Here is a 21499-nt window from a genome sequence, read left to right on the forward strand (position 1 = left end):
TCCCCCGGGTCCGGAAATTACTGGGTCTTCAGCCTTTCGCTGACCACCTCGCCGCCTTTTGTCAGGCGGATCGCATCGCCGATTTCCTCGTCGAGCACGGGCCGTCCCGCATCCTTGTCCCAGAAGGCCGAGAGGAAATTGAACAGGTTGCGCGCGAACAATGCGCTGGCGTCCGCCGCCAGCGTCGCCGGCGTGTTCGAATAGCCGATGATCTTCACGCCGTGCTTCTCGGTTACCTGGTCGGCCACCGATCCCTCGACATTGCCGCCCTGCGCCACGGCGAGGTCGTAGATCACGCTTCCGGGCTTCATCGTCGCGATCTGCGCGTCGCTGATCAACCGCGGCGCCGCGCGGCCCGGGATCAGCGCGGTCGTGATGACGATGTCCTGCTTGGCGATGTGGCTGCTGACGAGCTCGGCCTGCGCGGCCTTGTACTCTTCGCTCATCTCGGTGGCGTAGCCGCCCGCGCCCTCGCCCTCGATCCCCGCGACGTTCTCGACGAAGATCGCCTTCGCGCCGAGCGACTGGATCTGCTCCTTCGTGGCGCTGCGCACGTCGGTCGCGGAGACCTGCGCGCCGAGCCGCCGCGCGGTCGCGATCGCCTGGAGGCCGGCGACGCCCACGCCCATCACGAAGACCCGGGCGGCCTGGATCGTGCCCGCGGCGGTCATCATCATCGGGAACGCGCGGCCGTAGGCGTCGGCCGCGGCGATCACCGCCTTGTAGCCGGCAAGGTTGGACTGGCTCGAGAGCACGTCCATCGACTGCGCGCGGGTGATGCGCGGCATGAACTCCATCGCCAACGCCTCGAGACCGGTCCCGGCATAGGCCTCGACCCGTTCCTTGCGCGCGAACGGATCGAAGGTCGCCGCGACCCACGCTCCGGATGCCGCGCCGGCGAGCACGGCCACGTCGGGCGCCTGGACCCCCATCACGATATCGGCCCCCTTCACCACCTGCGCCGCGGGTCCGACCTCGGCCCCCGCATCGGCATAGGCGGCGTCGGGGATGCTCGCGGAAACACCCGCCCCGCTCTCGACCGCGACCGTGGCCCCGAGGCCGATGAACTTCTTCGCGGTTTCGGGCGTCAGCGCGACGCGGGTCTCGCCCGGCGCTGTTTCCTTGAGGACGGCGATCCGCAACGCCGGGTCCGTCAGTTCGAGATGGCGATGACGATGAGCAACGCGATGACCGCGATGATCGGGACCGACCATTTGAGCAAGGTAATGAAGCCGCCGTAGGTACCGCGGTGGGCCTTCATGTCGTTGCCGGTTGCCATGCTGTGTGTTCCCCTGGATTTTCGGTATGCACCGACGTCCTATCGCGCGGCGCTCGTGCGCTCAAGTCCGCAAGCTGTCTTAAGCGGACCTTTACTCCTGTCCCCTATTGGGTCGGTCTGTTTCGGGACGGGACACGTTTGCGCGATGACCGAGGGTGACAACCGGCTGCTGATGCTGATCGACGATGAACCGGCGCAGAGCCGGCTCATCTCCGCGCTCGCCGCGCGCGAGGGCTGGCGCACAATCGTGGTCGGCGATTCGGAAACCGCGATCGCCACGCTCGGCACCCGCCAGGGAATGCAGCTGTCGGCGATCATCCTCGACCAGTGGGTGCCCGGAGACGACGCCTGTCGCCTGATCGAGGAACTCAAGGCACGCCGACCCGCGCTGCCGATCCTTATGCTGACCGCCAGTGCCAGCCCGCTCCTCGCGGTGGAGGCCATGCGGGCGGGCGCCACCGACTACATGATCAAGCCCGTCGCGCCCGATCGGCTGATGCAGGCACTGCGCACCGCCTCGAAGCGCGAAGCGCCGCGCGATGAGCTTCAGCCGCTGACCGAGAAGCTCGGCCAGGTGCTCGATTTCGACGCGATGATCGGCACCGCGCCCAATTTCCGCGCTGCGCTCGCCAAGGCCGCGAAGTCTGCCCGCGGCCACGGCAACGTGCTGATCGAGGGCGAAACCGGGACCGGCAAGGAAATGCTGATCCGCGCGATGCACGCGGCCAGCCCCCGGGCGAAGGCGCCGTTCCGCCTGATCAACGCCCGCGCGGTCCCGGCCAATTCGATCGAATCGGTCCTGTTCGGCCATGAACAAAACGCCTTTCCCGGCGCGTTCGAGCGCCAGGTCGGGGCGATCCAGCAGTGCGACGGCGGTACCCTCGTGCTCGACGAGGTCGACCGCCTGCCGATGCCCGTGCAGGAGCGCCTGGCAGAAGTGCTTGAAACCGGCGTTGTCCGCCCGCTCGGCGCGCGCCATGGCTTCAAGTTCGACCTGAGGGTGATTTCGGCAAGCAACCTGCCGCTCGCGACGCTGGGCGATTCGGGTTACTTCCATCCCGCACTTCACGCGCAGCTCGCCGGCACCACCATCACCTTGCCGCCCTTGCGCGAGCGGACCGGCGACATTCCGGCCCTTGCGCGCCATTTCCTCGGCCGGATCGGCGAGCAACCCGGCCTCAGGTCGCTGACGATCACCGACAGCGCGCTGGCGCTGCTCGCGGCGTTCGACTGGCCCGGTAACGTCCGCCAGCTCCAGGCGGCGCTGTTCCGCGCGGCGGTGTTCTGCGACGGCGACGCGCTGACGTCCGACAGCTTCCCGCAACTGTCCGAAATGCTCGGCGAGACGGTCGAGAGCCGCGACCCGCGCCAGGACGGGGTCGGCGTCATGCTCTACACCGAGGACGGCAACCTGCGCAGCCTCGAGGAGATCGAGGCCGACGTGATCCGCCTCGCCATCGGGCATTATCGCGGACGCATGACCGAAGTCGCGCGCCGGCTCGGCATCGGCCGGTCGACGCTGTACCGCAAGCTCGGCGATCTCGGCATCGACAACGCCGCCTGATCCGCTAGTCGGGTCGGCATGACCGAACCCAAACTCGACTTCTCCGGCCGCACCGCGCTTGTCACGGGAGCAGGCTCGGGCATCGGCGCGGCGGTCGCCCGGTGGCTGGACGCGCACGGCATCGCCGCGCTGCACCTCGTCGACATTAACGCCCATGGGATCGAGGCGCTCGCCCTGACGTGCGAAGTCCACGCCCACGTCCACGATGTCTCGGATCCGCAGTTCTGGGGCGGGTTCGAGCGGGCCGCGGGCAAGCTCGACCACGCGGTGGTCAACGCGGGGATCGGCAGCGGCGGCCAGATCGCCGAGCAGTCGTTCAAGGACTGGCGCCGGGTTATGGCGGTCAATCTCGACGGGGCCTTCCTCACCCTCGCGGCCGCGATCCGGCTGATGCGGGCGAACGGCAGGGGGTCGGCGGTCGTCACGAGCTCCATCACCGCGGTGAAGCCGGTCGCGGGGATCGGCGCCTACGGCGTCGCCAAGGCCGGTGTCGCGCACATGGCGCGGATCGCCGCGGCGGAGAACGCCGCGCTCGGCATCCGCGTCAACGCGGTCGCGCCCGGCGGGGTCGACACCGCCATATGGGATGCCGGCGAGGCCTTTCGCGAGGCGGTCGCTGCACACGGGCGCGAAGCCGCGATAGCGGGAATGGGCGCGAGCCATCCGCGCGGCCGCTTTGCGACGGCGGACGAAATCGCCTGCGATATCGGATACCTGCTCAGCGACATGGCCGCGAACGTCACCGGAGTGGTGCTCAACACCGATGGCGGGTACTCGCTCTAGCGGAACCGCACTCGCCGGACACCGTTCGACTGGAACCATTCCAGCAACGGGGCACCTCATGGACATCGTCGACTGCATTCTCGCCGACCACGCGCGCCAGCGCCAGTACTTCGCCGCGCTCGACCAGGCCCAGGACGATCCCGATGTGCTCGGCAAGGTGTTCGCCCGCCTGAAGAACTTCCTCGAGGCCCACGCGGAGGCCGAGGAACGCTTCTTCTACCCCACCCTGCTGAAGAAGGGCGAGGGGGCGACCGATTCCGACAGCGCCGCGGAGACCACCGACGACGCGATCGACGACCACAACAAGATCGCCGAGGCGGCCGAGGCGGCGATGCGCGAGAAACCCGGGTCGGACGCGTGGTGGACTTGCGTCGACAAGTGCAACGAGCAGAACTCGAAGCACTTGAGCGAGGAGGAGCGGCAGGGCCTGACCGATTTCCGCCGGCGCGTGCCGCTCGAAACCCGCGTCAAGCTGGGTCTCCAGTACCTCGCGTTCGAGGCAAAGCACGAGAACAGCTACGACCGGACCGAGAAGGAGCCGGACGCCTACATCGCGGCAAACTCGTAGCTCGCCCGGGCTTCGTCAGGCCGGCAGCATCGAGAAGTCGGTCAGCGCGGCGTCGCGCAGCCCGCGCCAGATATTGCGCGCCTGCACGGTCTCGGCAACGTCGTGCACACGGACGATCTGTGCGCCGGCTTCCATAGCCCTGAGCGCCAGCGCAACGCTGCCGCCGAGCCGCTGGTGCGCCGCCGCCTCGTCCGACAAAGCGCCGATCATCCGCTTGCGGCTCGCGCCGATCATCAGCGGCTGCCCCAGCGCGTGGAACAGCGGCAGCGCGTTCATCAGCGCGAGGTTGTCGGCCAGGGTCTTGCCGAAGCCCAGCCCAGGGTCGAGCGCGATCTTCTCGCGCGCGATGCCCGCGGCGATCGCCGCGTCCCTGCGCGCGGCAAGCCAGTCGAACACGTCGAACACGACATCGTCGTAGTCGCCATCGGCGTGCAGGTCGTCACCCGAACCCGGGGCGTGCATGATCACCACCGGACATCCCCGCGCCGCGACGAGGTCGATCATGTTCGGATCTTGGCGCATCCCGGACACGTCGTTCGCCATGTGCGCGCCCGCATCGAGCGCGGCGTTCATGACCCCGGCGCGCCGGGTGTCGACGCAGATCGCCGCGCCCATCGCCGCGCAGTACTCGACCGCCGGGACCACGCGGGCGATCTCGTCGCCCTCCCACACCGCCGCCGCCCCCGGCCGCGTGCTTTCGCCGCCGATATCGACCATCGCCGCACCCGCCTCGAGCATCCGCGCCGCGTGGGCCGCGCCCTCTTCGGGGTTCTCCAGGAACTTTCCGCCATCGGAAAAGCTGTCGGGCGTCACGTTGAGGATGCCGGCGACCTGCGGCTGGTCGAGCCGGATGGTGCGCGCGCCGAGCTGTAGGGGTGTGTGCGTGGTGCGCAGCGCGGCCCACTGCGCCTCGGCCTCGGGCCCGAGCGCATCGGGCAACCGGGCAAAGGCTTCAGCCGCGCCGTCCGGCGTGAACCGGTCCCGCGAAACGACCTTGCCGCCGCGCCGCACGACCGCGGCAAAGCGGTGCGCATAGACCAGCCCCCCGGCGAGGCGAACGCAATCGCCCTCCTCGACCTGCGGGCTGGCGGCAAGGCCAATGGGCATGAGGTAAAGGCGATCGGTCATGCAGCCGCCTTCGCGGGGACGGTCAGCGAAATCAATCCTCGTTCGCGAGCAGCCACAGCTGTCGTGCGGCGTCGATCGGCTTCACCTCGCCACCGGTCTCGTAGTGCCAGAACGACCAGCCGTTGCAGCTCGGCGCGCCCTGCAGGTCCTTGCCGAGACCGTGGATTGATCCGCTCGCCTTGTCGTGCACCAGCGATCCGTCGGCACGCACGGTGGCGATCCAGCGGCGCTTCTTGTCGAAGACGCGGGTGCCCGGCGGTATCAGGCCCGCCTCGACCAGCGCACCGAATGCCACCTTGGTCGCGGCGCGCGGGCTCTGCATCGTGGCCAGCGCGCTTTCGTCGAGCGGCAGTTCCTTCTCGATCCGCCTGGTCGCGACTTCGCGGTAGGCCGGCTCGCGCTCGCAGCCGATCCACTGGCGGCCCAGCCGCTTGGCGACCGCGCCGGTGGTGCCCGTGCCGAAGAACGGGTCGAGCACAACGTCGCCCTTTTCGGTCGTCGCCAGCAGCACGCGATAGAGCAAGGCCTCGGGCTTCTGCGTCGGGTGCGCCTTGGTGCCGTTCTCCTTGAGCCGTTCCTGCCCGGAGCAGATCGGGATCGTCCAGTCGCTGCGCATCTGCAGCTCGTCGTTGAGCGTCTTCATCGCGCGGTAGTTGAACTGGTAGCGGCTCTTCTCGCCCATGCTCGCCCAGATCAGCGTTTCATGCGCGTTGGTGAAGCGGGTGCCCTTGAAGTTGGGCATCGGGTTGGTCTTGCGCCAGACGACGTCGTTGAGGATCCAGAACCCCAGGTCCTGAAGGATCGCGCCGACGCGGAAGATGTTGTGGTAGCTGCCGATAACCCACAGCGCCCCGTCGGGCTTGAGCACGCGGCGCGCCTCGGTCAGCCAGGCGCGCGTAAAGTCATCGTATGCCTTGAAGCTGGAAAACTGGTCCCAGTGATCGGTCACCGCGTCGACATGGCTGCCGTCGGGCCGGGCAAGGTCACCGCCGAGTTGGAGGTTGTAGGGCGGGTCGGCGAAGACGAGATCGACCGACGCGTCGGGCAGCCGCCGCATCGCCTCGACGCAATCGCCCGGCAGGATCCGGCCAAGCGGCAGCTCCACCGGTGCCTCCGGCGCGCGCCGCGCGCGGACCTTCGCGGTCTCCAGGACCCCCATTTTCATCATTCCCCCCGATTCAAGTTATCCACAGGGTGAGTCCTCGCGGACTCCGCGTCAAGCAGGGAGTTTGAACGAATATGGTTAACGCCGGCTCACTTTCGACAGAACAGAAGGTGTCCGCCACAAGATGTTGAGTCTGCGCGGAATCGCCTGACTCGACATCGTGGGGTGTGGCACGGAAGACTCGCTGGGACGGTTTCGGGTTGCCCGGACCACGCGGCTACCACATGGATTGCGAGTGGGGGCCGCTGTGCAAATTTCTCGCGGTGCCCAAGCCAGCGCCGCCCTTGCCGCGCGTGAACAGCCGCGACGAGCTGACCGCGGCCAACGACGAGGCCGGCGGTCTGCCGCCCGACTTCGAAACGATGGAGAAGTTCGGCCGCGACTATATCGCGGCGATGCGCGCCAAGGCTTTCGCCTAGGCCGCGAACAGGTCTGCCTGCGCGACCGGCGAGAAGCTGCGCCGGTGGAGCGGGCACGGTCCGTGCCGGCGCAGCGCGGCAAGGTGATCCGCGGTCCCGTAGCCCTTGTTGCGCTCCCACCCGTATTGCGGGTGCACCTTGGCATGGTCGCGCATGATCCGGTCGCGCCATTCCTTGGCGACGATCGAGGCCGCGCCGATCGCCGGCTCCTTGCCGTCCCCGCCGACGATCGGACGCGCAGCCCAGCGCCATTCCGGCCGCCGGCCGCTGGGGGTCAGGTTTCCGTCGACCAGCACCAGGTCGGGATCGCGCGCGAGCGCTTCGGCGAGGCGCGCGACCGCCAGCGTCATCGCGAGCATCGTCGCGCCGAAGATGTTGAGCCGGTCGATGTCCTCGACTTCGACGACTCCGACACCCCAGGCACAGCGCCGCCGGACGCTGAGGTCGAGCCGCGCGCGGGTCGCGGCGCAGAGCTTTTTCGAATCGTCCAGACCCACCGGGCGCGGCTTGCAGAGCGCGACCGCCGCTGCGACAACCGGTCCCGCGAGCGGACCGCGACCCGCCTCGTCCACGCCCACGACCAGCGGGGTGGAGCCGAATTGCGGATGAGGAGTTCCTGAGAGCATGACCAAGCGACCGATTTCCCTTGTGCTCCTATCCCCTGTCACTCTCGGGCTGGCAAGCTGCGGGATGCAGACGACCGGGGATTCGCCTGCGGCGAACTCCACCCCGGCGCCCGCGGGTGGGGGCGCGGCCCCGTTCCGCATCGTCGAGCACGGAAGCTTCGACGAGCCCTGGGCCGCCGCCTTCGCCCCCGGAACGAACACGATCTTCATCACCGAAAAAGCCGGGACGATGAAGTTCGTCGACGCGGCGAGCGGGCGGGTCGGCACGGTGACCGGCCTGCCGGACGTCGACTACGGCGGCCAGGGCGGCCTCGGCGATGTCGCGTTTCTTCCGTCCGAAGGCAGCAGCACGCTCGGCAACCGGACGATCTACCTGAGCTGGGCCGAAGCGGGCAGCGGCGACACCCGCGGCGCGGCGGTCGGGCGCGGCCGGCTGGTCTGCGAGCAGGCCGATGCCTGCCGGATCGAGAACCTCGCGGTGATCTGGCGGCAGCCGAAGGTGACCGGGCGCGGGCACTATTCGCATCGCATCGCCTTCGCTCCTGACGCAAAGACGATGTTCGTGTCGAGCGGCGACCGGCAGAAGATGAGCCCGGCACAGGACACCGCCAACAACCTCGGTTCGATCGTGCGGCTCAACCTCGACGGGACGCCCGCCGCTGGCAATCCCTTTACCGGCGCGGCCGGCAAGGCACAGGACATCTGGTCGTTCGGGCACCGTAACACGCTGGGCATCGCCTTCGACGGGCAGGGGCGCCTGTGGAACATCGAGCACGGCCCGGCGGGCGGCGACGAGATCAACCTGGTCGAGAAAGGCGCGAACTACGGCTGGCCCGAGGTGTCGGAGGGCGATCACTACGACGGCCGTGCGATCCCCCCGCACGCCACCCGGCCCGAGTTCTCGGCCCCCGCAATCAGCTGGAATCCCGTCATCGCGCCCGGTGACTTCCTGTTCTATTCGGGCAAGCTCTGGCCGGAATGGAAGGGCAACGCGATCATCGGCGCGATGAAGCCGGCAGCGCTCGTAAGGGTCGCGATCGACGGGACGAAGGCCAAAGAGGCGGCCCGCTACCCGATGGACAAGCGGATCCGCGAGGTCGTCGAAGGCCCCGACGGCGCGCTCTGGCTGCTCGAGGACAAGGCCGGCGGCCGGCTGCTCGAATTGCGGCCGCGCTGACGGCGCCAGCCGCGGATTGCTCTCGACACGCGAACGGCACGCCCCTAACGGCGCCGCGCCCATGCCGACTATCGTGCCCCTGTCCGCGGTCGATCCGCAGCTCGTCGAGGACCTGCTCGACCGCGCGTTCGAGCCCGAGAGGCGGCGGCGCACGTCCTACCGGATCCGCGAAGGCACAGACTGGCTGCCCCCGCTCAGCTTCGCGGCGCTCGACGATGCGGACTGGCTGATCGGCACGATCCAGGTGTGGCCGGTGGCATTGTCCGATCCGGCCGGGCGAGCGCATCCGCTCTTGATGGTCGGCCCCGTCGCCGTCCTGCCGGGGCACCAAGGGGAAGGCTACGGCAAGGCGATGATGGCCGCCGCGCTCGGCGCGATCGACCCCGCGGCGCCCTTGCCGCAAGTGCTCATCGGTGATGCAGCCTATTACGGCCCGTTCGGCTTCGTCGAGGCGCCGCAAGGGTGGCGCTGTCCCGGCCAATGGGACCCGGCGCGGTTGCTGGTGCGATGCGAGCATCCCTCGATCCTGCCGCCCGAGGGCATGTTGGGTCCCTGGAAGGATTGAGTCGCCCGCGGCTCTCTGGCATCGCCCGCCCGTGCCATATGACCCGCCACCCGAGATCGCCGGTCTCTCGCTTGCCGAGCTCGCCGATGCCGTCGCGGCGCGGAGCCTGCCGCCCGTCGAGGAATGGTCACCGGCTCACGTGGGCGACAGCCGCATGACGATCCGCGCGGACGGCACCTGGACTCATGAGGGCAGCCCGATCACCCGCCCCGCGATGGTGCGCGCGTTTGCCTCGCTGCTGGTGCGGGACGACGCGGGGTACTGGCTGGTCACGCCGGCGCAAAAACTGTCGGTCGAGGTCGAGGACGCCGCCTTCATCGCTACCGACATGACGGCACGGGACGGCGCGCTGGCCTTCCGGCTCAACACCGACGAGATCGTCATCGCCGGACCGGACCACCCGCTGTTGGCGCGCGGCGACGCAGAGACGCCGGCTCTCTATCTCGGCGTGCGACGCGGTTGCGAGGCGCGGCTCAACAGGTCGACCTACGAACAGCTCGCGCACCTCGCAGATGCCGACTGGCGGGTGGCGAGCCGGGGCAAGATCTTTTCGCTGGTGCCGTCATGAGCGTGCTGATCGACCGGCTGACCCGCGTGTTCGAGGCGGGCCACGCGCGCGAGGTCGACCTGCTGACCGACGCCATGGCCCCGCCCGACGAACTGCGCCCGGCGGCGGTGCTGATCGCGGTCACCGACCGGAGCGAGCCCGGTGTCCTCCTCACGCATCGTCCCGACACGATGCGCTCGCACCCCGGCCAGGCGGCATTTCCGGGCGGGAAGATCGATCCCGGGGAGGACGCGATTGAGGCGGCCCTGCGCGAAGCACACGAGGAACTCGCGATCGATCCGCGCCACGTGCGGGTGATCGGCGCGTCGGACCCGTTCCGCACGCGAACGGGCTACGACGTGACCCCCGTGCTCGCGGTGGTCCCGCCCGACCTGCCGATCGTCCCCAACCCGGCCGAAGTGCGCGAATGGTTCGAACCGCCGCTGGCCTTCGTGCTCGATCCCGCCAACCGCGTGCCGCGCACGGTCGAGTGGGAGGGCGCCGAGCGGACCTATTTCGAGATCGTGTGGGAGGGCCACCGTATCTGGGGCGTGACCGCGGCGATCATCGGCAACCTGTCGCGGCGGCTGGCGCTCACCGAGCTGTTCGATGGCTGATCTGGCACCCCCACGCGTTCCCGACGCCGAATGGACCCGGCGCCCCGCGCTCGCACGTCTCGTCGGCGCCCTTGGGGAAGGCAACGTGCGCTGGGTCGGCGGGGCGGTGCGCGACACGCTGCTCGGGCAGGACGTCCACGACATCGACGCGGCCACGCCGCTCGAACCGGTCGAAGTGATCGACCGGCTCGAGGCCGCCGGCATTCGCACGATCCCGACGGGCATCGATCACGGCACCGTCACCGCGATCCTCGATGGCGGCAACGTCGAGATCACGACGCTGCGTCACGACGTCTCGACCGATGGGCGCCGCGCGACGGTCGCCTTCGCCAGCGACTGGAAGGACGATGCCGCGCGCCGCGACTTCACGATCAACGCGCTCTACGCCCATCCATCGACACGCGAGGTTTTCGACTACTTCGGCGGGGTCGCGGACCTTGAGGCGAAGCGGGTGCGGTTCATCGGCGATGCGCGCCAGCGCATCCGCGAGGATTACCTGCGAATCCTGCGGTATTTCCGCTTCCAGGCACGGTTCGGGTCCGCGCTCGACGCCGAGGCCGAGGAGGCCTGCGCCGAACTTGCCGAAAGCCTCAAGGGCCTCAGCCGCGAACGGGTCGGCTGGGAACTGCAGAACCTGCTCGCGCTGCCCGATCCGGGTCCCACCGTGGCGCGGATGCGCGAACTGGGCGTGCTGCAGGTGGTCCTTCCCGAGGCGGGCAAGCAGGAGGTCGACAAGCTCAGCAGGCTGGTCGCGGTCGAGAATGCCGCAGGCGTAAGGCCCCATGCCATGCGCCGCCTCGCCGCGCTGCTTCCAGCAGTGCCGCCGGTTGCCGAAGGCGTCGCGGCACGCCTCAGGCTTTCGAAGAACCAGCGTGCGCGCCTCACCTGCACCGCAGCGCGCGATACGCGCGACGGAGATTCTCCGCGCGCGCTCGCCTATGCCGTGGGCGTCGACTGCGCGATCGACCGGCTCCTGCTGGAAGGACAGGACATCGACGCGCTCAAGCGGTGGGAACCGCCAGTGCTGCCGGTCAAGGGCGGCGAAATCGTCGCCCGGGGCGTCCGCGCCGGTCCCGAAGTCGCGCGGATCCTGCGCGCGGTCGAGCGGCGCTGGGTCGACGAAGGCTTCCCCGACCGTGAACGGGTGGCAGCAATCCTGGAGGACGAACTGGCCCGGCGCGGCTGACCACTTCAGCGTGGCTTCAGGAACGCGCCGCTATACAGCGCACGGTTGCCTTTCCCCGCAAGTGACGGATAAAGGTCCCGACCGCTCGTGCGGTCGCCCGCGCGTCCGGTCCCATTCCAGGGGCCACCGTCCCGCCTGCCGGGGCAATCCCTTGCGAAGCCGCGCTTCGCACTTTTTCGCGCACACAATCGAGTTTCACCGTCAAGCGGGTCCTGCCCGCGGACGCGGTGCCATGTGAACTGAACGGAGATTCTACCCATGAACCTTGCCAAGATGGCCGTATCGGCCGCCCTCGCCACCGCCCTTCTTCCCGCCGCCGCGCTCGCGCAGGTCGCTGCTGGCGCGACGGTCTATGGCCCGCAGGGCGGTGAAGTCGGCAAGATCGTCAGCATCGAGGGCGGGACCGTCATGCTCGACACGGGGACCTACAAGGCGCCGCTTCCCGAAAACGCCTTCGGCAAGAGCGACAAGGGGCCGACGATCACCGTCACCAAGGCGCAGATCGACGCCATGATGGCCGAGCAGGTCGCCGCGGCCAATGCCAAGCGCGACGCGGCCCTGGTCGCGGGCGCGGCGGTCATCACCGCCAAGGGCGCGCCGGCCGGCTCGATCAAGTCCGTCGAGGGCGACGCGATCGTGCTCGAAAGCCCCAGCGGCGCGGTCGCGCTCAAGCGCGAACACTTCGCCGTCGATGCACAGGGCGCACTCATGGCACTGTTCACCGCAGACCAGATTGCGGCGGCCGCCAGCGCTGGTACTACATCAGAGTAATCTAATATCCGATTTCCGGAAGGCTCTCCGCATGAGAGCCCTTCGGGTCGCCGAACGGGCCGGAGGCGCATCAGACGCTTCCGGTCCGTTCTTTTTAGAACCGGTTGACCTTCGGAAAGCCGGTCGGCGGGAGGCGCCCGGCCGCCCCGCGTGCCACCTTCCACTGCCAGATTTCGTTCTCGGTGCGCGTCCGGCCGCTGTCGCCGCCCGTCACCCAGCTCAGCCCGTCCTCCAGCCTGAACGTCGTCGCGTCGGACAGGCCGCCGTCGCGATAGCGCTGGAGGGTGACCCCCTGTCCGCGCGTGAGGATCGGCAGTTCCTCGAGGTGGAAGACAACCAGCTTGCGGTTGTCGCCGACGACCGCGACATGATCGTGCTCGGGGGCGATCTCGCGCACCGCGGCGACTTTCTGCCCCGGCTTGAGGTTGACGACCTGGCGGCCCTTGCGGGTTTCGGCGAGCAGCTCGTCGGTGACCGCGGCAAATCCCTTGCCGCTCGTCGCGGCGAGCAGGAGCTGTCCCTTCGGCCTGTGCACCAGCGCGGCGACGACGTTCGCCTCGGGGTCGATGTCGATCATCGTGCGCACGGGCTCGCCGAAGCCGCGCGCGCCGGGAAGCTTGTCGGCGCCCAGCGTGTAGAACCGCCCGTCGTCGGCAGCGAGAAGCAGCTTGTCGGTGGTCTGCGCGTGGAGCGCGAAGGCCGGCCCGTCGCCTTCCTTGAACTTCCAGTCCTGGTCGAGCGGAAGGTGGCCCTTCGCCGCCCTGATCCACCCGCGCTGCGACAGGATGATCGTGACCGGCTCCTTCTCGATCATCGCGTCGGGATTGAACTCGACCGTCGGGGCGGCCTCGGCGATCGTCGTGCGGCGGCGCCCCAGCGGGGTGTCCGGCCCGTATTCCTTGCGCAGCGCCTCGAGATCGCGGCGCAGGCGAGTGCGCTGGCGAGCCGGTGAACCGAGCAGCTTTTCAAGGTCCCCCTGCTCCTTCAGCAGGTCGTCGCGCTCCCGCCGCAGCTCCATTTCCTCGAGCTTGCGCAGGGACCGCAGCCGCATGTTGAGGATCGCCTCGACCTGCCGGTCGGTCAGCGAGAACTCGGCCATCATGACCGGCTTGGGCTCGTCCTCGGTGCGGATGATCTCGATCACCCGGTCGAGGTTGAGGTAGGCGACGATATAGCCTTCGACCAGTTCCAGCCGCTTGGCGATCTGGTCGAGCCGGTGGCGGCTGCGCCGCTGGAGGATGTCGATCTGGCTCGCGATCCAGTGTTGGAGCAATTCCTTGAGCCCCATGACCATCGGCGTGCGGCCCGCGTCGAGCACGTTCAGGTTCAATCCGAAGCGCGTCTCGAGGTCGGTCAGCTTGTAAAGGCTTTCCTTGAGCAGCTCGGGATCGACGTTGCGGCTGCGCGGTACGAAGACGATGCGGATGTTCTCGTCGCTCTCGTCACGCACGTCCTCGAGGATCGGCAGCTTCCTGTCGGCGATCAGCTGGGCAACCTGCTCGATCAGCTTGCCCTTCGCCACCTGGTACGGGATCTCGCTGACCACGAGCTGCCACTGCCCGCCGCCCAGCCGCTCGATGCCCGCGTCGCGATCCTCGGCCTTTTCCGCCTCGGCGGCGTGGAAACGGGCGCGCATCCGGAAACTGCCCCGACCGGTCTCGTAGGCGGCGGCGATCGTCTCGGGACTGTCCACCACCAGGCCGCCGGTCGCGAAGTCGGGGCCGTGGAACAGCTCCATCAGGCGCGCATGCTCGGCGTGGGGGTTGTCGACCAGTTCCAGCGTCGCGTCGATCACTTCGGCAACGTTGTGGCTGGGAATGTTGGTCGCCATGCCCACCGCGATCCCGCTCGACCCGTTGGCGAGCAGGTTGGGGAACAGGCCGGGGAAGATTTCGGGCTCTTCCTCCTCGCCGTTGTAGGTCGGGATGAAATCGACCGTGCCTTCGTCGAGGCCCTGCATGAGCAGCATCGCGGTGCGCGTCAGCCGCGCCTCGGTATAGCGGTACGCGGCGGCGTTATCGCCGTCGATGTTGCCGAAGTTGCCCTGCCCCTCGACCAGCGGATAACGCAGCGCGAAATCCTGCGCGAGGCGGACCATCGCGTCGTAGACGCTGGCGTCGCCGTGCGGATGGTACTTGCCGATGACGTCGCCGACCACGCGCGCGCTCTTCTTGAATGCGTCGGTCGGGTTGAGTTTCAGCTGCCGCATCGCCCACAGCAGGCGGCGGTGGACCGGCTTCAGCCCGTCGCGCAGGTCGGGCAGCGAGCGGGCCGTGATCGTGGACAGCGCATAGACCAGGTAGCGCTCGGACAGGGCGCTGTCGAACGGGGCGTCGACGATCGCGTCGAACGGGTCTTTTTCGGCTTCGATAAGGTCTGCCATGCACCTCGCCCTAGCAGCGGCACGGGCAGGCGCTCAACGCCGGAACGGCCCGCTATCCCCACACGTATGGTGGGGTGAAGGAGACTATCATCATGGCAAAGCGCATCCTCATCATCGCGACCGACGGATTCGAGCAGTCGGAGCTCGAAAAGCCCAGGGCAAACCTCGAGGCCGCGGGGTTCGAGACGGTCGTCGCGAGCCTCGAGGACGGGGAAATCAAGGGCTGGGACCAGAAGGACTGGGGGCGCGCGGTCAAGGTCGACGTCACGGTCGAGGAAGTCAGCGAGGGCGACTACGACGCGCTGCTGCTGCCCGGCGGCCAGATGAACCCCGACATCCTGCGCATGAACGATGCCGTGATCGACCTCGTCGAGGACTTCAACGACGCCGGCAAGCCGATCGCCGCGATCTGCCATGCGCCCTGGCTGCTCATCGAGGCCGACATCGTCGACGGCCGCACGGTGACCAGCTGGCCCTCGGTCCGGACCGATCTCGAGAATGCGGGCGCGAACGTGGTCGACAAGGAAGTCGCGATCGACGGCAACCTCATCACCAGCCGCAACCCGGACGACATTCCGGCCTTCAGCGAGGCGCTGATCGAGGCGCTTCAGCAGGAAAAGGTTCCCGAAGACGCCTGAGCCGTTGACCCGGCCTGTCGGTTGAAAGAAGGCCCCGCCCGCAATGGGCGGGGCCGCTCTTACGCTTCCCGGTCAAACCTTTTTCTTTTCGGACGCGATCCAGTCGCGCACCCGTCGCTCGAGAAGCGACAGCGGAAGCGATCCGCCGCCGAGGACCGCGTCGTGGAAGGCGCGGATATCAAACTTGTCGCCAAGCTCCCGCTCGGCTTCGGCCCGCAGGTCGAGGATCCTGTTCATGCCGATCTTGTAGCTCGTCGCCTGACCCGGCCAGACGATGTAGCGGCGCACTTCGCTGCGGATCGTCTCGGCGTTCTGGGGCGAATTGGCGGTGAAGTAGGCGATCGCCTGATCCTCGGTCCAACCCTTGGAATGCAGCCCGGTGTCGACCACCAGCCGGATCGCACGCCACAGTTCCGAGGTCAGGCGCCCGAAATCCGAATAGGGATCGGCATAGGTTCCGGGCATCTCCTTGGCGAGGCGCTCGGAATACAGGCCCCAGCCTTCGGAAAAGGCGCTGTAACCGGCTTGCGTCTGGAAGGTCGGGACGCCTTGCAGCTCCTGCGCGATCGAAATCTGCATGTGGTGGCCGGGCAGGCCCTCGTGATAGGCGATCACCTCGAGCATGTTCTTGGGCATCGCGCTCATGTCCGAGAGGTGGGCGTAATAGACGCCGGGGCGCGATCCGTCGGGCGTGGCCGAACGATAGTGCTGGGCGCCGCCGGCCTGTTCGCGGAACGGCTCGACCCGTTTGACCTCGAGCGCGGCCTTGGGCAGCAAGCCGAAATACTCGGGCAGCTCGCTCTCGATGTTGTCGATCGCCGCCGTGGCCGCGTCGATGTACATCTGCGCGCCCTCGTCCCCTTGCGGATAGTAGTTCGCCGGATCGGTCTTCACGTGCTCGAAGAAGGCCTTGAGGTCGCCTTCGAATCCGACCTTCTGCCTGATCGCTTCCATCTCGGCGTGAATGCGCTTCACGTCGTCGAGGCCGATCTGGTGCACCTGTTCCGGCGTCAGGTCGGTGGTGGTGGAAGCCGCGAGGCGGTGTGCATAATAGGCCTTGCCGTCGGGCAGTGCGCCGACGCCGGTGGCAACCTGGGGGGCATTGGGCCGGTCTGCCGTCATGAACGCGACGAGCCGGTCGTATCCGTCCTTGTATCCGCCCTTGAGCGCAGCCTCGAGATCGGCGCGCAGGACATCCCCCTGCGCCGCCGTGATCGTGCCCGCGTCGACGAGCTTGGCGATCTTGCCCTTGCCGTCCTGCCACAGAGCATTGTCCGCTCCGTCGTCGAACGGCGCACCGGACTTGAGCTTGGTCGCTTCGGCGATCACGAAGTCGTAGGCGAAATAGGGCGGGCGCACCCCCTTGGCCGCACGCGCCTCGGCGAAGTCGACAAGCTGCCCGATTGCCCGGCCGATACCCCCCACGCGCGAGATGTAGTCGCGCATGTCCTGCTCCGTATCGACGCGGTGCTGTCCCACGAGCAAGGTCGGCAGGCTGGTATGGATGCCCTGCATCTGAGTGAACACGTAGCCGCTGTCGCGCCATTTCGCGCTTCGCGCCGCCTGCTCGTATTCGTATTTCCACAAGTCGTAGGACAGCCGGTCGGCGGCGTTCAGACCGGCGTAGTCGAAAGTCCGCTCCATTTCCTCAACCGAAGCCTTCATCCACGCGAGCCGGCGATCCTGGGCCGCGAGCGAGAAGTCGTCGATCTCGCCGTAACGTTCTTTCCGGCCGAGGCTGGTCAGCGTCAGCGGGCTGTCGAGCACCTGCTCCTCGTACTTCGCCTCGAACCAGGCGCGCAGCGCGGCGTTGTTTTCTGCCGCTGCCGCGTGCGCGGCGTGTGCCCCGTGGTCCCGCGCATGAAGCGGCGCAGCGGGTGCGACGAAGGCGATCGGCGCGGCGGCGATCAGGATGGAATAGGCAAGGCGCATCTGGATTTCCCCCGTTCACGACTGGATCGCGGCCGTAGTCGTTCGCTGCCCGCAGAGAAGAGGGTTTTTCCGCGAACGACGCTTCAAAGTCGGCGAGCGTCGTGGCTGTCGGACGGCACCCGCACTGCCAGGCCGTCCAGGTCTTCGGTCAGGTCGATCTGGCACGACAGCCGGCTCGTTCGGCACGCTCCGGCGGCGAGGTCGAGCATGTCTTCCTCCGCCTCGCTCGCGGGCGGTAGGGAATCGAACCACGCGCCGTCGACGATCACGTGGCAGGTCGAGCAGGCCATCTGGCCCTCGCAGGTCCCCTCGAGCGGGAGCCCGTTCGCCTGGCCGAGGCGCAGGAGGTTGTCGCCCGGCGCACCCTCGGCCTCGATCCGGCTGCCGTCCGGAGCGATGAAAGTGACGCGAATCGCCCGATCGCTCATTGCCTGCCCGCCGCTTCGTTGATGATCGCCGCGGCCTCCTCGATCTCGTCGATCGTGGTATAGCGGCCGAAACCGAGCCGGATCGAGCTTTTCGCCTGCTTGTCGGTCAGGCCGATCGCCTTGAGCACGTGGCTCGGGCGGCCCGATCCGCTGGCGCAGGCCGATCCGGCCGAGAACATCACCGTGCGGCATTCGCTCATCAACCGGTTCACGTCGAGGCCCTTGCGCCGGATGTTGAGGTTGCCGTGCCACCGCGCGTCCGCGCTTCCGTTGAGGTCCCAGTCACCGAACAGTTCGCGGGCGCGGTCCCACAGCACATCGACGTGCGCGGCATCGGCGGCCATGCGCTCCTTCGCCACCGCCGCGGCGGCCCCCATCCCGGCGATCAGCGCAGGCGAGAGGGTGCCGGACCGCAAGCCGTGCTCCTGGCCGCCACCGGTCTGGACTTCCGAAAGGTCGACCCCGTTGCGCACCCACAACGCGCCTATGCCCTTGGGCCCGTGGAACTTGTGCGCGCTGATCGCGATCATGTCGGCGCCGGTGACCTCGATCTTGCCGTAGGCCTGGACCGCGTCGCAAAGATAGAGCGCGTTCGCCGCCTTCGCCTTGCGGTGCCAGTCGACCGTCGGCTGGATCGTGCCGATCTCGTTGTTGACCTGCATCACGCAGACCAGGCGGATGTCGGCGGGCAGGTCCTGGTCGACGTTGCACTGCCCGGTTTTCGCCACGTTGAGATGATGAGCGCGGCCCAGGTCCGCGGCGGTGTCAAGCACTGCGGCGTGCTCGATCGCGGAGACCGAGACGCTGCCGCCCTTGCCGCTCCCGCGGATCGCGAGGTTGATCGCCTCGGTCGCGCCGCCGGTGAAGATCACTCGCCCGCCCGGCGGCAGCAGCGCCGCCACCTGGTCGCGCGCAAGGTCGATCGCCGCCTTCGCCATCCGGCCCATCCTGTGCGCGGAGTGCGGGTTGCCGAACCCCTCGCCGCCCGGTCCGTCGAGCCAGCGCAGAATCGCCTCGCGCGCTTCGGGTGCGAGCGGGGTCGTGGCCTGATAGTCGAGATAGATCATCGCTTCAGCCTAGCGTCCCCGGGCCATGCCAAGCCAGACTTCGCAAAAGCGTTCCACCTCTTCGCGCGTGGTGGTCCAGCCGAAACTGACGCGGATCGTGCGCTCAGCGACATCGTCGGCAATGCCCATCGCGGTCAGCACGTGGCTGCGCTTCATCGTGCCTGACGAACACGCGGAGCCCTGGCTCACCGCGATACCCGCCATGTCGAACCGCATGAGCTGGGCCTGCGCCGACAGGTTCGGCATGGCGATCGCGCGGATGTACGGCGTGGGATCGGAGAGGCGATCCGAGAGCCATTCGCCCTCCAGCGCACGAACCTCGTTCGCGAATGTGTCGAGCGGTTCCAGCACGACTGGGTCGATGTACGGGTCCCCGCACGCCTCCAGCGCCGCCGCCATGCCGAGCACGCCGGGCAGGTTCTCGGTGCCGCGCCGGTAGCCGCGCTCCTGCCCGCCGCCCGGGTGAAGCATCGCGAAATCCTTTACCAGCAGCGCGCCGATCCCGACCGGCCCGCCGAACTTGTGTGCCGAGACGATTGCCAGGTCGGCCATCTTCGGCAGCGCGAACTTGCCCGCGCTCTGCGCGCAATCGACGAGCAGCAACCCGCCGTTGTCGTGCACCACCTCGGCGGCAAAGCCGATGTGCTGGCGGTTTCCGGTTTCCGAGTTGACGTGCTGCACGGCGACGAGCGATCGGTTCTCGGGATCGTCGACCAGCAGGTCCGACGGCGCGCTTTCGGCCGACAACGCCATGAGGTCGGCCGCCCCGTCGGGCCTCACGGGCAGCATCCATTCGGGCCGGTCGCCCCGCAACACCGCGTCGTGTTCGACGGCGGACGCGATGTCGTGGACGGTGTTGGCGGTTTCGATCGCCAGTTCCGCGGCTTCGCTGGCGCCGGAGGTGAAGATCACCTCGCCTTCCCACCCTAGCGCGGACTTCACTCGCTCGCGCGCGTCTTCCAGCGCAGCGCGGGCCCTGCGTCCTTCGGCGTGCGGGCTCGACGGGTTGGCCCACAGCGCGAAGCCCTCCTCGACAGCGGCGCGCGCCTCGGGGCGCAGCGGGGTGGTCGCGGCGTGGTCGAGATAGATGCGGGAAGAATTCGTCACGATTGCGATTTTTGCCTTGCCGCCTATATAGCCGCCCACCCGCGAGGCGCCAGCCGCTCCCGCGCAAACCGTTCAGCCAAGGCGATTTCATGCCCTCAGTGATCTTCCCCGGCCCCGAAGGCCGCCTCGAAGGCCGTTTCAGCCCCGGGCCGCGTCCGCGCGCGCCGGTGGCGATGATCCTCCATCCGCACCCGCACGGCGGCGGCACGATGAACGATCGCATCGTCCAGCGGCTCTACAAGACTTTCGTCGACCGCGGTTTCGCGACGCTGCGCTTCAACTTCCGCGGCGTCGGCCGCAGCCAGGGCAGCTTCGACAACGGCGTGGGCGAACTCAGCGATGCCGCATCGGCGCTCGACTGGGTACAGACCGTCCACCCCGAAGCGCAGACGACCTGGGTCGCGGGAGTCAGCTTCGGCGCGCTGATCGGGATGCAGCTGCTCATGCGGCGGCCCGAAGTGCGCGGGTTCATCTCGATCTCGGCCCCGGCGAGCATGTACGATTTCACGTTCCTCGCCCCGTGCCCGGCAAGCGGGATCTTCGTGCACGGCGCGCAGGACACGGTCGTCCAGCCCAGCTCGGTCACCAAGCTGGTCGAAAAGCTGCGGACGCAGAAGCACATCACGATCCATCACGACGAGATTCCGCGGGCGAATCATTTCTTCGAGCACGAGCTCGACGAGATGATGCTGTCGGTCGACAACTACCTCGACTTCCGGCTCTCGCCCGACTGCCCGATCCGCTGACGTTCCACGACGGCCCGCACCCCCGGGCCGCCGTGAGCAACCGATCCGTGGCGCTCCGCAACGCGAAACCGCTTGCTTCGTGGATGTAACGTTGTAACATTGCTTGTCGAGAGAGGAGACTCGATATGGCTTACCTGTCGCACACGACCTGGAAGGACCGCCCCGGCGCGGTCGCCGCCGTCGTCGCAATCCATGGCCTCGTGGGGTACGCCCTGGTGACGGGCCTCAGCTTCGAGAAGATCATCGAAACGGTGAAGAATCCCCAAGGGATCAACGTCGAAGTGCCGCTCGACCCCCCACCGCCTCCGCCCGAGCCCGATCCCCAGGTCGAACCGGAGCCCTCGCTCGTCACCCCGCCCGTCCACGCCCCGGCGCCGCCGCTCGACCTGTCCCCGGTGCGCCCGCCGATCGACACGACGCCGATCATCGTGCCGCTGCCCGATCCGGTCCCCTTTGTCGTGCCGCGACCCACGCCGAGCGCGACCCCGGCTCGCCCCGCGTTCGATCCGGTCGCTGTCAGACCGCGCGGCGATCCGGGCAAGTGGGTGACGGTCGAAGACTATCGATCGAGCTGGATCAGCCGCGAATGGACCGGCGTCACCCGCTTCCGGCTGACCGTCGGCGCCAACGGCAAGGTGCAGGACTGCGCGGTCACCGCATCGAGCGGCCATGCCGAACTCGATAACGCGACTTGCGCGCTGATCAGCCGCCGTGCGCAGTTCGAACCGGCGCGGGACGCGACCGGCACGAAGATCGCCGGTAGCTACGCCAGCGCGGTCCGCTGGGAGCTTCCCGAATAGGGT

General features: G+C 68.3%; 22 protein-coding genes and 1 pseudogene. 13 read left to right on the top strand and 10 right to left on the bottom strand.

Features of this window, described 5'->3' with window-relative positions:
* Positions 1-17: 17 nt before the first annotated feature.
* Together N0B51_RS06120 and N0B51_RS06125 are read right to left on the bottom strand one after the other, a co-directional pair.
* A complete protein-coding gene (locus tag N0B51_RS06120) occupies positions 18-1142 on the bottom strand; it encodes an NAD(P) transhydrogenase subunit alpha (protein ID WP_259961385.1) in 1125 nt (374 codons plus the stop codon).
* A gap of 11 nt (positions 1143-1153) precedes the next feature.
* A pseudogene (locus N0B51_RS06125) lies at positions 1154-1282 on the bottom strand (aa3-type cytochrome c oxidase subunit IV); the annotation flags it as partial.
* 142 nt (positions 1283-1424) lie between these two features.
* Between N0B51_RS06125 and N0B51_RS06130 the strand changes: the two are divergent.
* The 3 genes from N0B51_RS06130 to N0B51_RS06140 are packed head-to-tail and all read left to right on the top strand — an operon-like array spanning position 1425 to position 4194.
* Complete coding sequence (locus N0B51_RS06130) at positions 1425-2843, top strand: sigma-54-dependent transcriptional regulator (RefSeq protein ID WP_259961386.1); 1419 nt, start codon at positions 1425-1427, stop codon at positions 2841-2843.
* Between the two features lie 18 nt (positions 2844-2861).
* Entirely contained in the window at positions 2862-3626 is a 765-nt protein-coding gene (locus tag N0B51_RS06135) for an SDR family NAD(P)-dependent oxidoreductase (protein WP_259961388.1), read from the top strand.
* Positions 3627-3684: 58 nt separating this feature from the next.
* The gene (locus N0B51_RS06140) at positions 3685-4194 is read left to right on the top strand and encodes a hemerythrin domain-containing protein (protein WP_259961389.1); all 510 of its coding nucleotides are present in this window, start codon (positions 3685-3687) and stop codon (positions 4192-4194) included.
* Between the two features lie 15 nt (positions 4195-4209).
* On the opposite strand, the gene folP is transcribed toward N0B51_RS06140, so the two are convergent.
* Both folP and N0B51_RS06150 read right to left on the bottom strand, forming a co-directional pair.
* Positions 4210-5322, bottom strand: coding sequence for a dihydropteroate synthase (folP, locus tag N0B51_RS06145; RefSeq protein ID WP_259961390.1), 1113 nt, complete (start codon positions 5320-5322; stop codon positions 4210-4212).
* 31 nt (positions 5323-5353) lie between these two features.
* Positions 5354-6481, bottom strand: a complete 1128-nt coding sequence (locus N0B51_RS06150) for a site-specific DNA-methyltransferase (RefSeq protein ID WP_311201830.1) — start codon at positions 6479-6481, stop codon at positions 5354-5356.
* Between the two features lie 173 nt (positions 6482-6654).
* Between N0B51_RS06150 and N0B51_RS06155 the strand changes: the two genes are divergently transcribed.
* A complete protein-coding gene (locus N0B51_RS06155; protein ID WP_259961391.1) occupies positions 6655-6906 on the top strand; it encodes a sulfotransferase in 252 nt (83 codons plus the stop codon).
* On the opposite strand, the gene rnhB is transcribed toward N0B51_RS06155, so the two are convergent.
* A complete protein-coding gene (rnhB, locus tag N0B51_RS06160; RefSeq protein ID WP_259961392.1) occupies positions 6903-7532 on the bottom strand; it encodes a ribonuclease HII in 630 nt (209 codons plus the stop codon). The genes N0B51_RS06155 and rnhB overlap by 4 nt on opposite strands.
* On the opposite strand from rnhB, the gene N0B51_RS06165 reads away from it, so the two are divergent.
* The 6 genes from N0B51_RS06165 to N0B51_RS06190 all read left to right on the top strand — a co-directional run bounded on the left by N0B51_RS06165 (position 7531) and on the right by N0B51_RS06190 (position 12395).
* Positions 7531-8709 carry a PQQ-dependent sugar dehydrogenase gene (locus N0B51_RS06165; protein ID WP_259961393.1) on the top strand — a complete coding sequence of 393 codons (1179 nt, stop codon included), beginning with the start codon at positions 7531-7533 and terminating at the stop codon, positions 8707-8709. The genes rnhB and N0B51_RS06165 overlap by 2 nt on opposite strands.
* A gap of 61 nt (positions 8710-8770) precedes the next feature.
* Positions 8771-9274, top strand: coding sequence for a GNAT family N-acetyltransferase (locus N0B51_RS06170; RefSeq protein WP_259961394.1), 504 nt, complete (start codon positions 8771-8773; stop codon positions 9272-9274).
* A gap of 31 nt (positions 9275-9305) precedes the next feature.
* Positions 9306-9842 carry a DUF1285 domain-containing protein gene (locus N0B51_RS06175; protein WP_259961395.1) on the top strand — a complete coding sequence of 179 codons (537 nt, stop codon included), beginning with the start codon at positions 9306-9308 and terminating at the stop codon, positions 9840-9842.
* The gene (locus tag N0B51_RS06180) at positions 9839-10438 is read left to right on the top strand and encodes a CoA pyrophosphatase (RefSeq protein ID WP_259961396.1); all 600 of its coding nucleotides are present in this window, start codon (positions 9839-9841) and stop codon (positions 10436-10438) included. The genes N0B51_RS06175 and N0B51_RS06180 overlap by 4 nt, the downstream gene beginning before the upstream one ends.
* The gene (locus N0B51_RS06185; protein WP_259961397.1) at positions 10431-11624 is read left to right on the top strand and encodes a CCA tRNA nucleotidyltransferase; all 1194 of its coding nucleotides are present in this window, start codon (positions 10431-10433) and stop codon (positions 11622-11624) included. Before N0B51_RS06180 ends, N0B51_RS06185 begins: the two co-directional genes overlap by 8 nt.
* Before the next feature lie 258 nt (positions 11625-11882).
* Complete coding sequence (locus N0B51_RS06190; RefSeq protein WP_259961399.1) at positions 11883-12395, top strand: hypothetical protein; 513 nt, start codon at positions 11883-11885, stop codon at positions 12393-12395.
* 94 nt (positions 12396-12489) lie between these two features.
* Here the strand turns inward: N0B51_RS06190 and parC are convergent, their stop codons facing one another.
* Positions 12490-14778: a DNA topoisomerase IV subunit A gene (gene parC / locus N0B51_RS06195; RefSeq protein ID WP_259961400.1), complete on the bottom strand. Its 2289-nt coding sequence runs from the start codon at positions 14776-14778 to the stop codon at positions 12490-12492.
* A 92-nt stretch (positions 14779-14870) separates the two neighbouring features.
* On the opposite strand from parC, the gene N0B51_RS06200 reads away from it, so the two are divergent.
* Entirely contained in the window at positions 14871-15416 is a 546-nt protein-coding gene (locus tag N0B51_RS06200; RefSeq protein WP_259961401.1) for a type 1 glutamine amidotransferase domain-containing protein, read from the top strand.
* A 72-nt stretch (positions 15417-15488) separates the two neighbouring features.
* Here N0B51_RS06200 and N0B51_RS06205 read toward each other — a convergent pair whose 3' ends face one another.
* The 4 genes from N0B51_RS06205 to N0B51_RS06220 form a co-directional block, all read right to left on the bottom strand.
* On the bottom strand, positions 15489-17348 hold the full coding sequence (locus N0B51_RS06205; protein ID WP_259961402.1) for a DUF885 domain-containing protein: 1860 nt from the start codon (positions 17346-17348) through the stop codon (positions 15489-15491).
* An 83-nt stretch (positions 17349-17431) separates the two neighbouring features.
* Positions 17432-17776, bottom strand: coding sequence for a 2Fe-2S iron-sulfur cluster-binding protein (locus tag N0B51_RS06210; RefSeq protein ID WP_259961403.1), 345 nt, complete (start codon positions 17774-17776; stop codon positions 17432-17434).
* On the bottom strand, positions 17773-18843 hold the full coding sequence (locus N0B51_RS06215) for a cysteine desulfurase family protein (protein ID WP_259961404.1): 1071 nt from the start codon (positions 18841-18843) through the stop codon (positions 17773-17775). The genes N0B51_RS06210 and N0B51_RS06215 overlap by 4 nt, the downstream gene beginning before the upstream one ends.
* Positions 18844-18852: 9 nt before the next feature.
* A complete protein-coding gene (locus tag N0B51_RS06220) occupies positions 18853-19950 on the bottom strand; it encodes a cysteine desulfurase family protein (RefSeq protein ID WP_259961405.1) in 1098 nt (365 codons plus the stop codon).
* Between the two features lie 89 nt (positions 19951-20039).
* Here N0B51_RS06220 and N0B51_RS06225 point away from each other — a divergent pair, with 89 nt between their 5' ends.
* Both N0B51_RS06225 and N0B51_RS06230 read left to right on the top strand, forming a co-directional pair.
* On the top strand, positions 20040-20696 hold the full coding sequence (locus N0B51_RS06225) for an alpha/beta hydrolase (protein ID WP_259961406.1): 657 nt from the start codon (positions 20040-20042) through the stop codon (positions 20694-20696).
* Between the two features lie 125 nt (positions 20697-20821).
* A complete protein-coding gene (locus tag N0B51_RS06230; RefSeq protein ID WP_259961407.1) occupies positions 20822-21496 on the top strand; it encodes a TonB family protein in 675 nt (224 codons plus the stop codon).
* Positions 21497-21499 lie beyond the last annotated feature (3 nt).

This window comes from Tsuneonella litorea, assembly GCF_025154015.1.
Taxonomy (GTDB): Bacteria; Pseudomonadota; Alphaproteobacteria; order Sphingomonadales; family Sphingomonadaceae; genus Tsuneonella; species Tsuneonella litorea.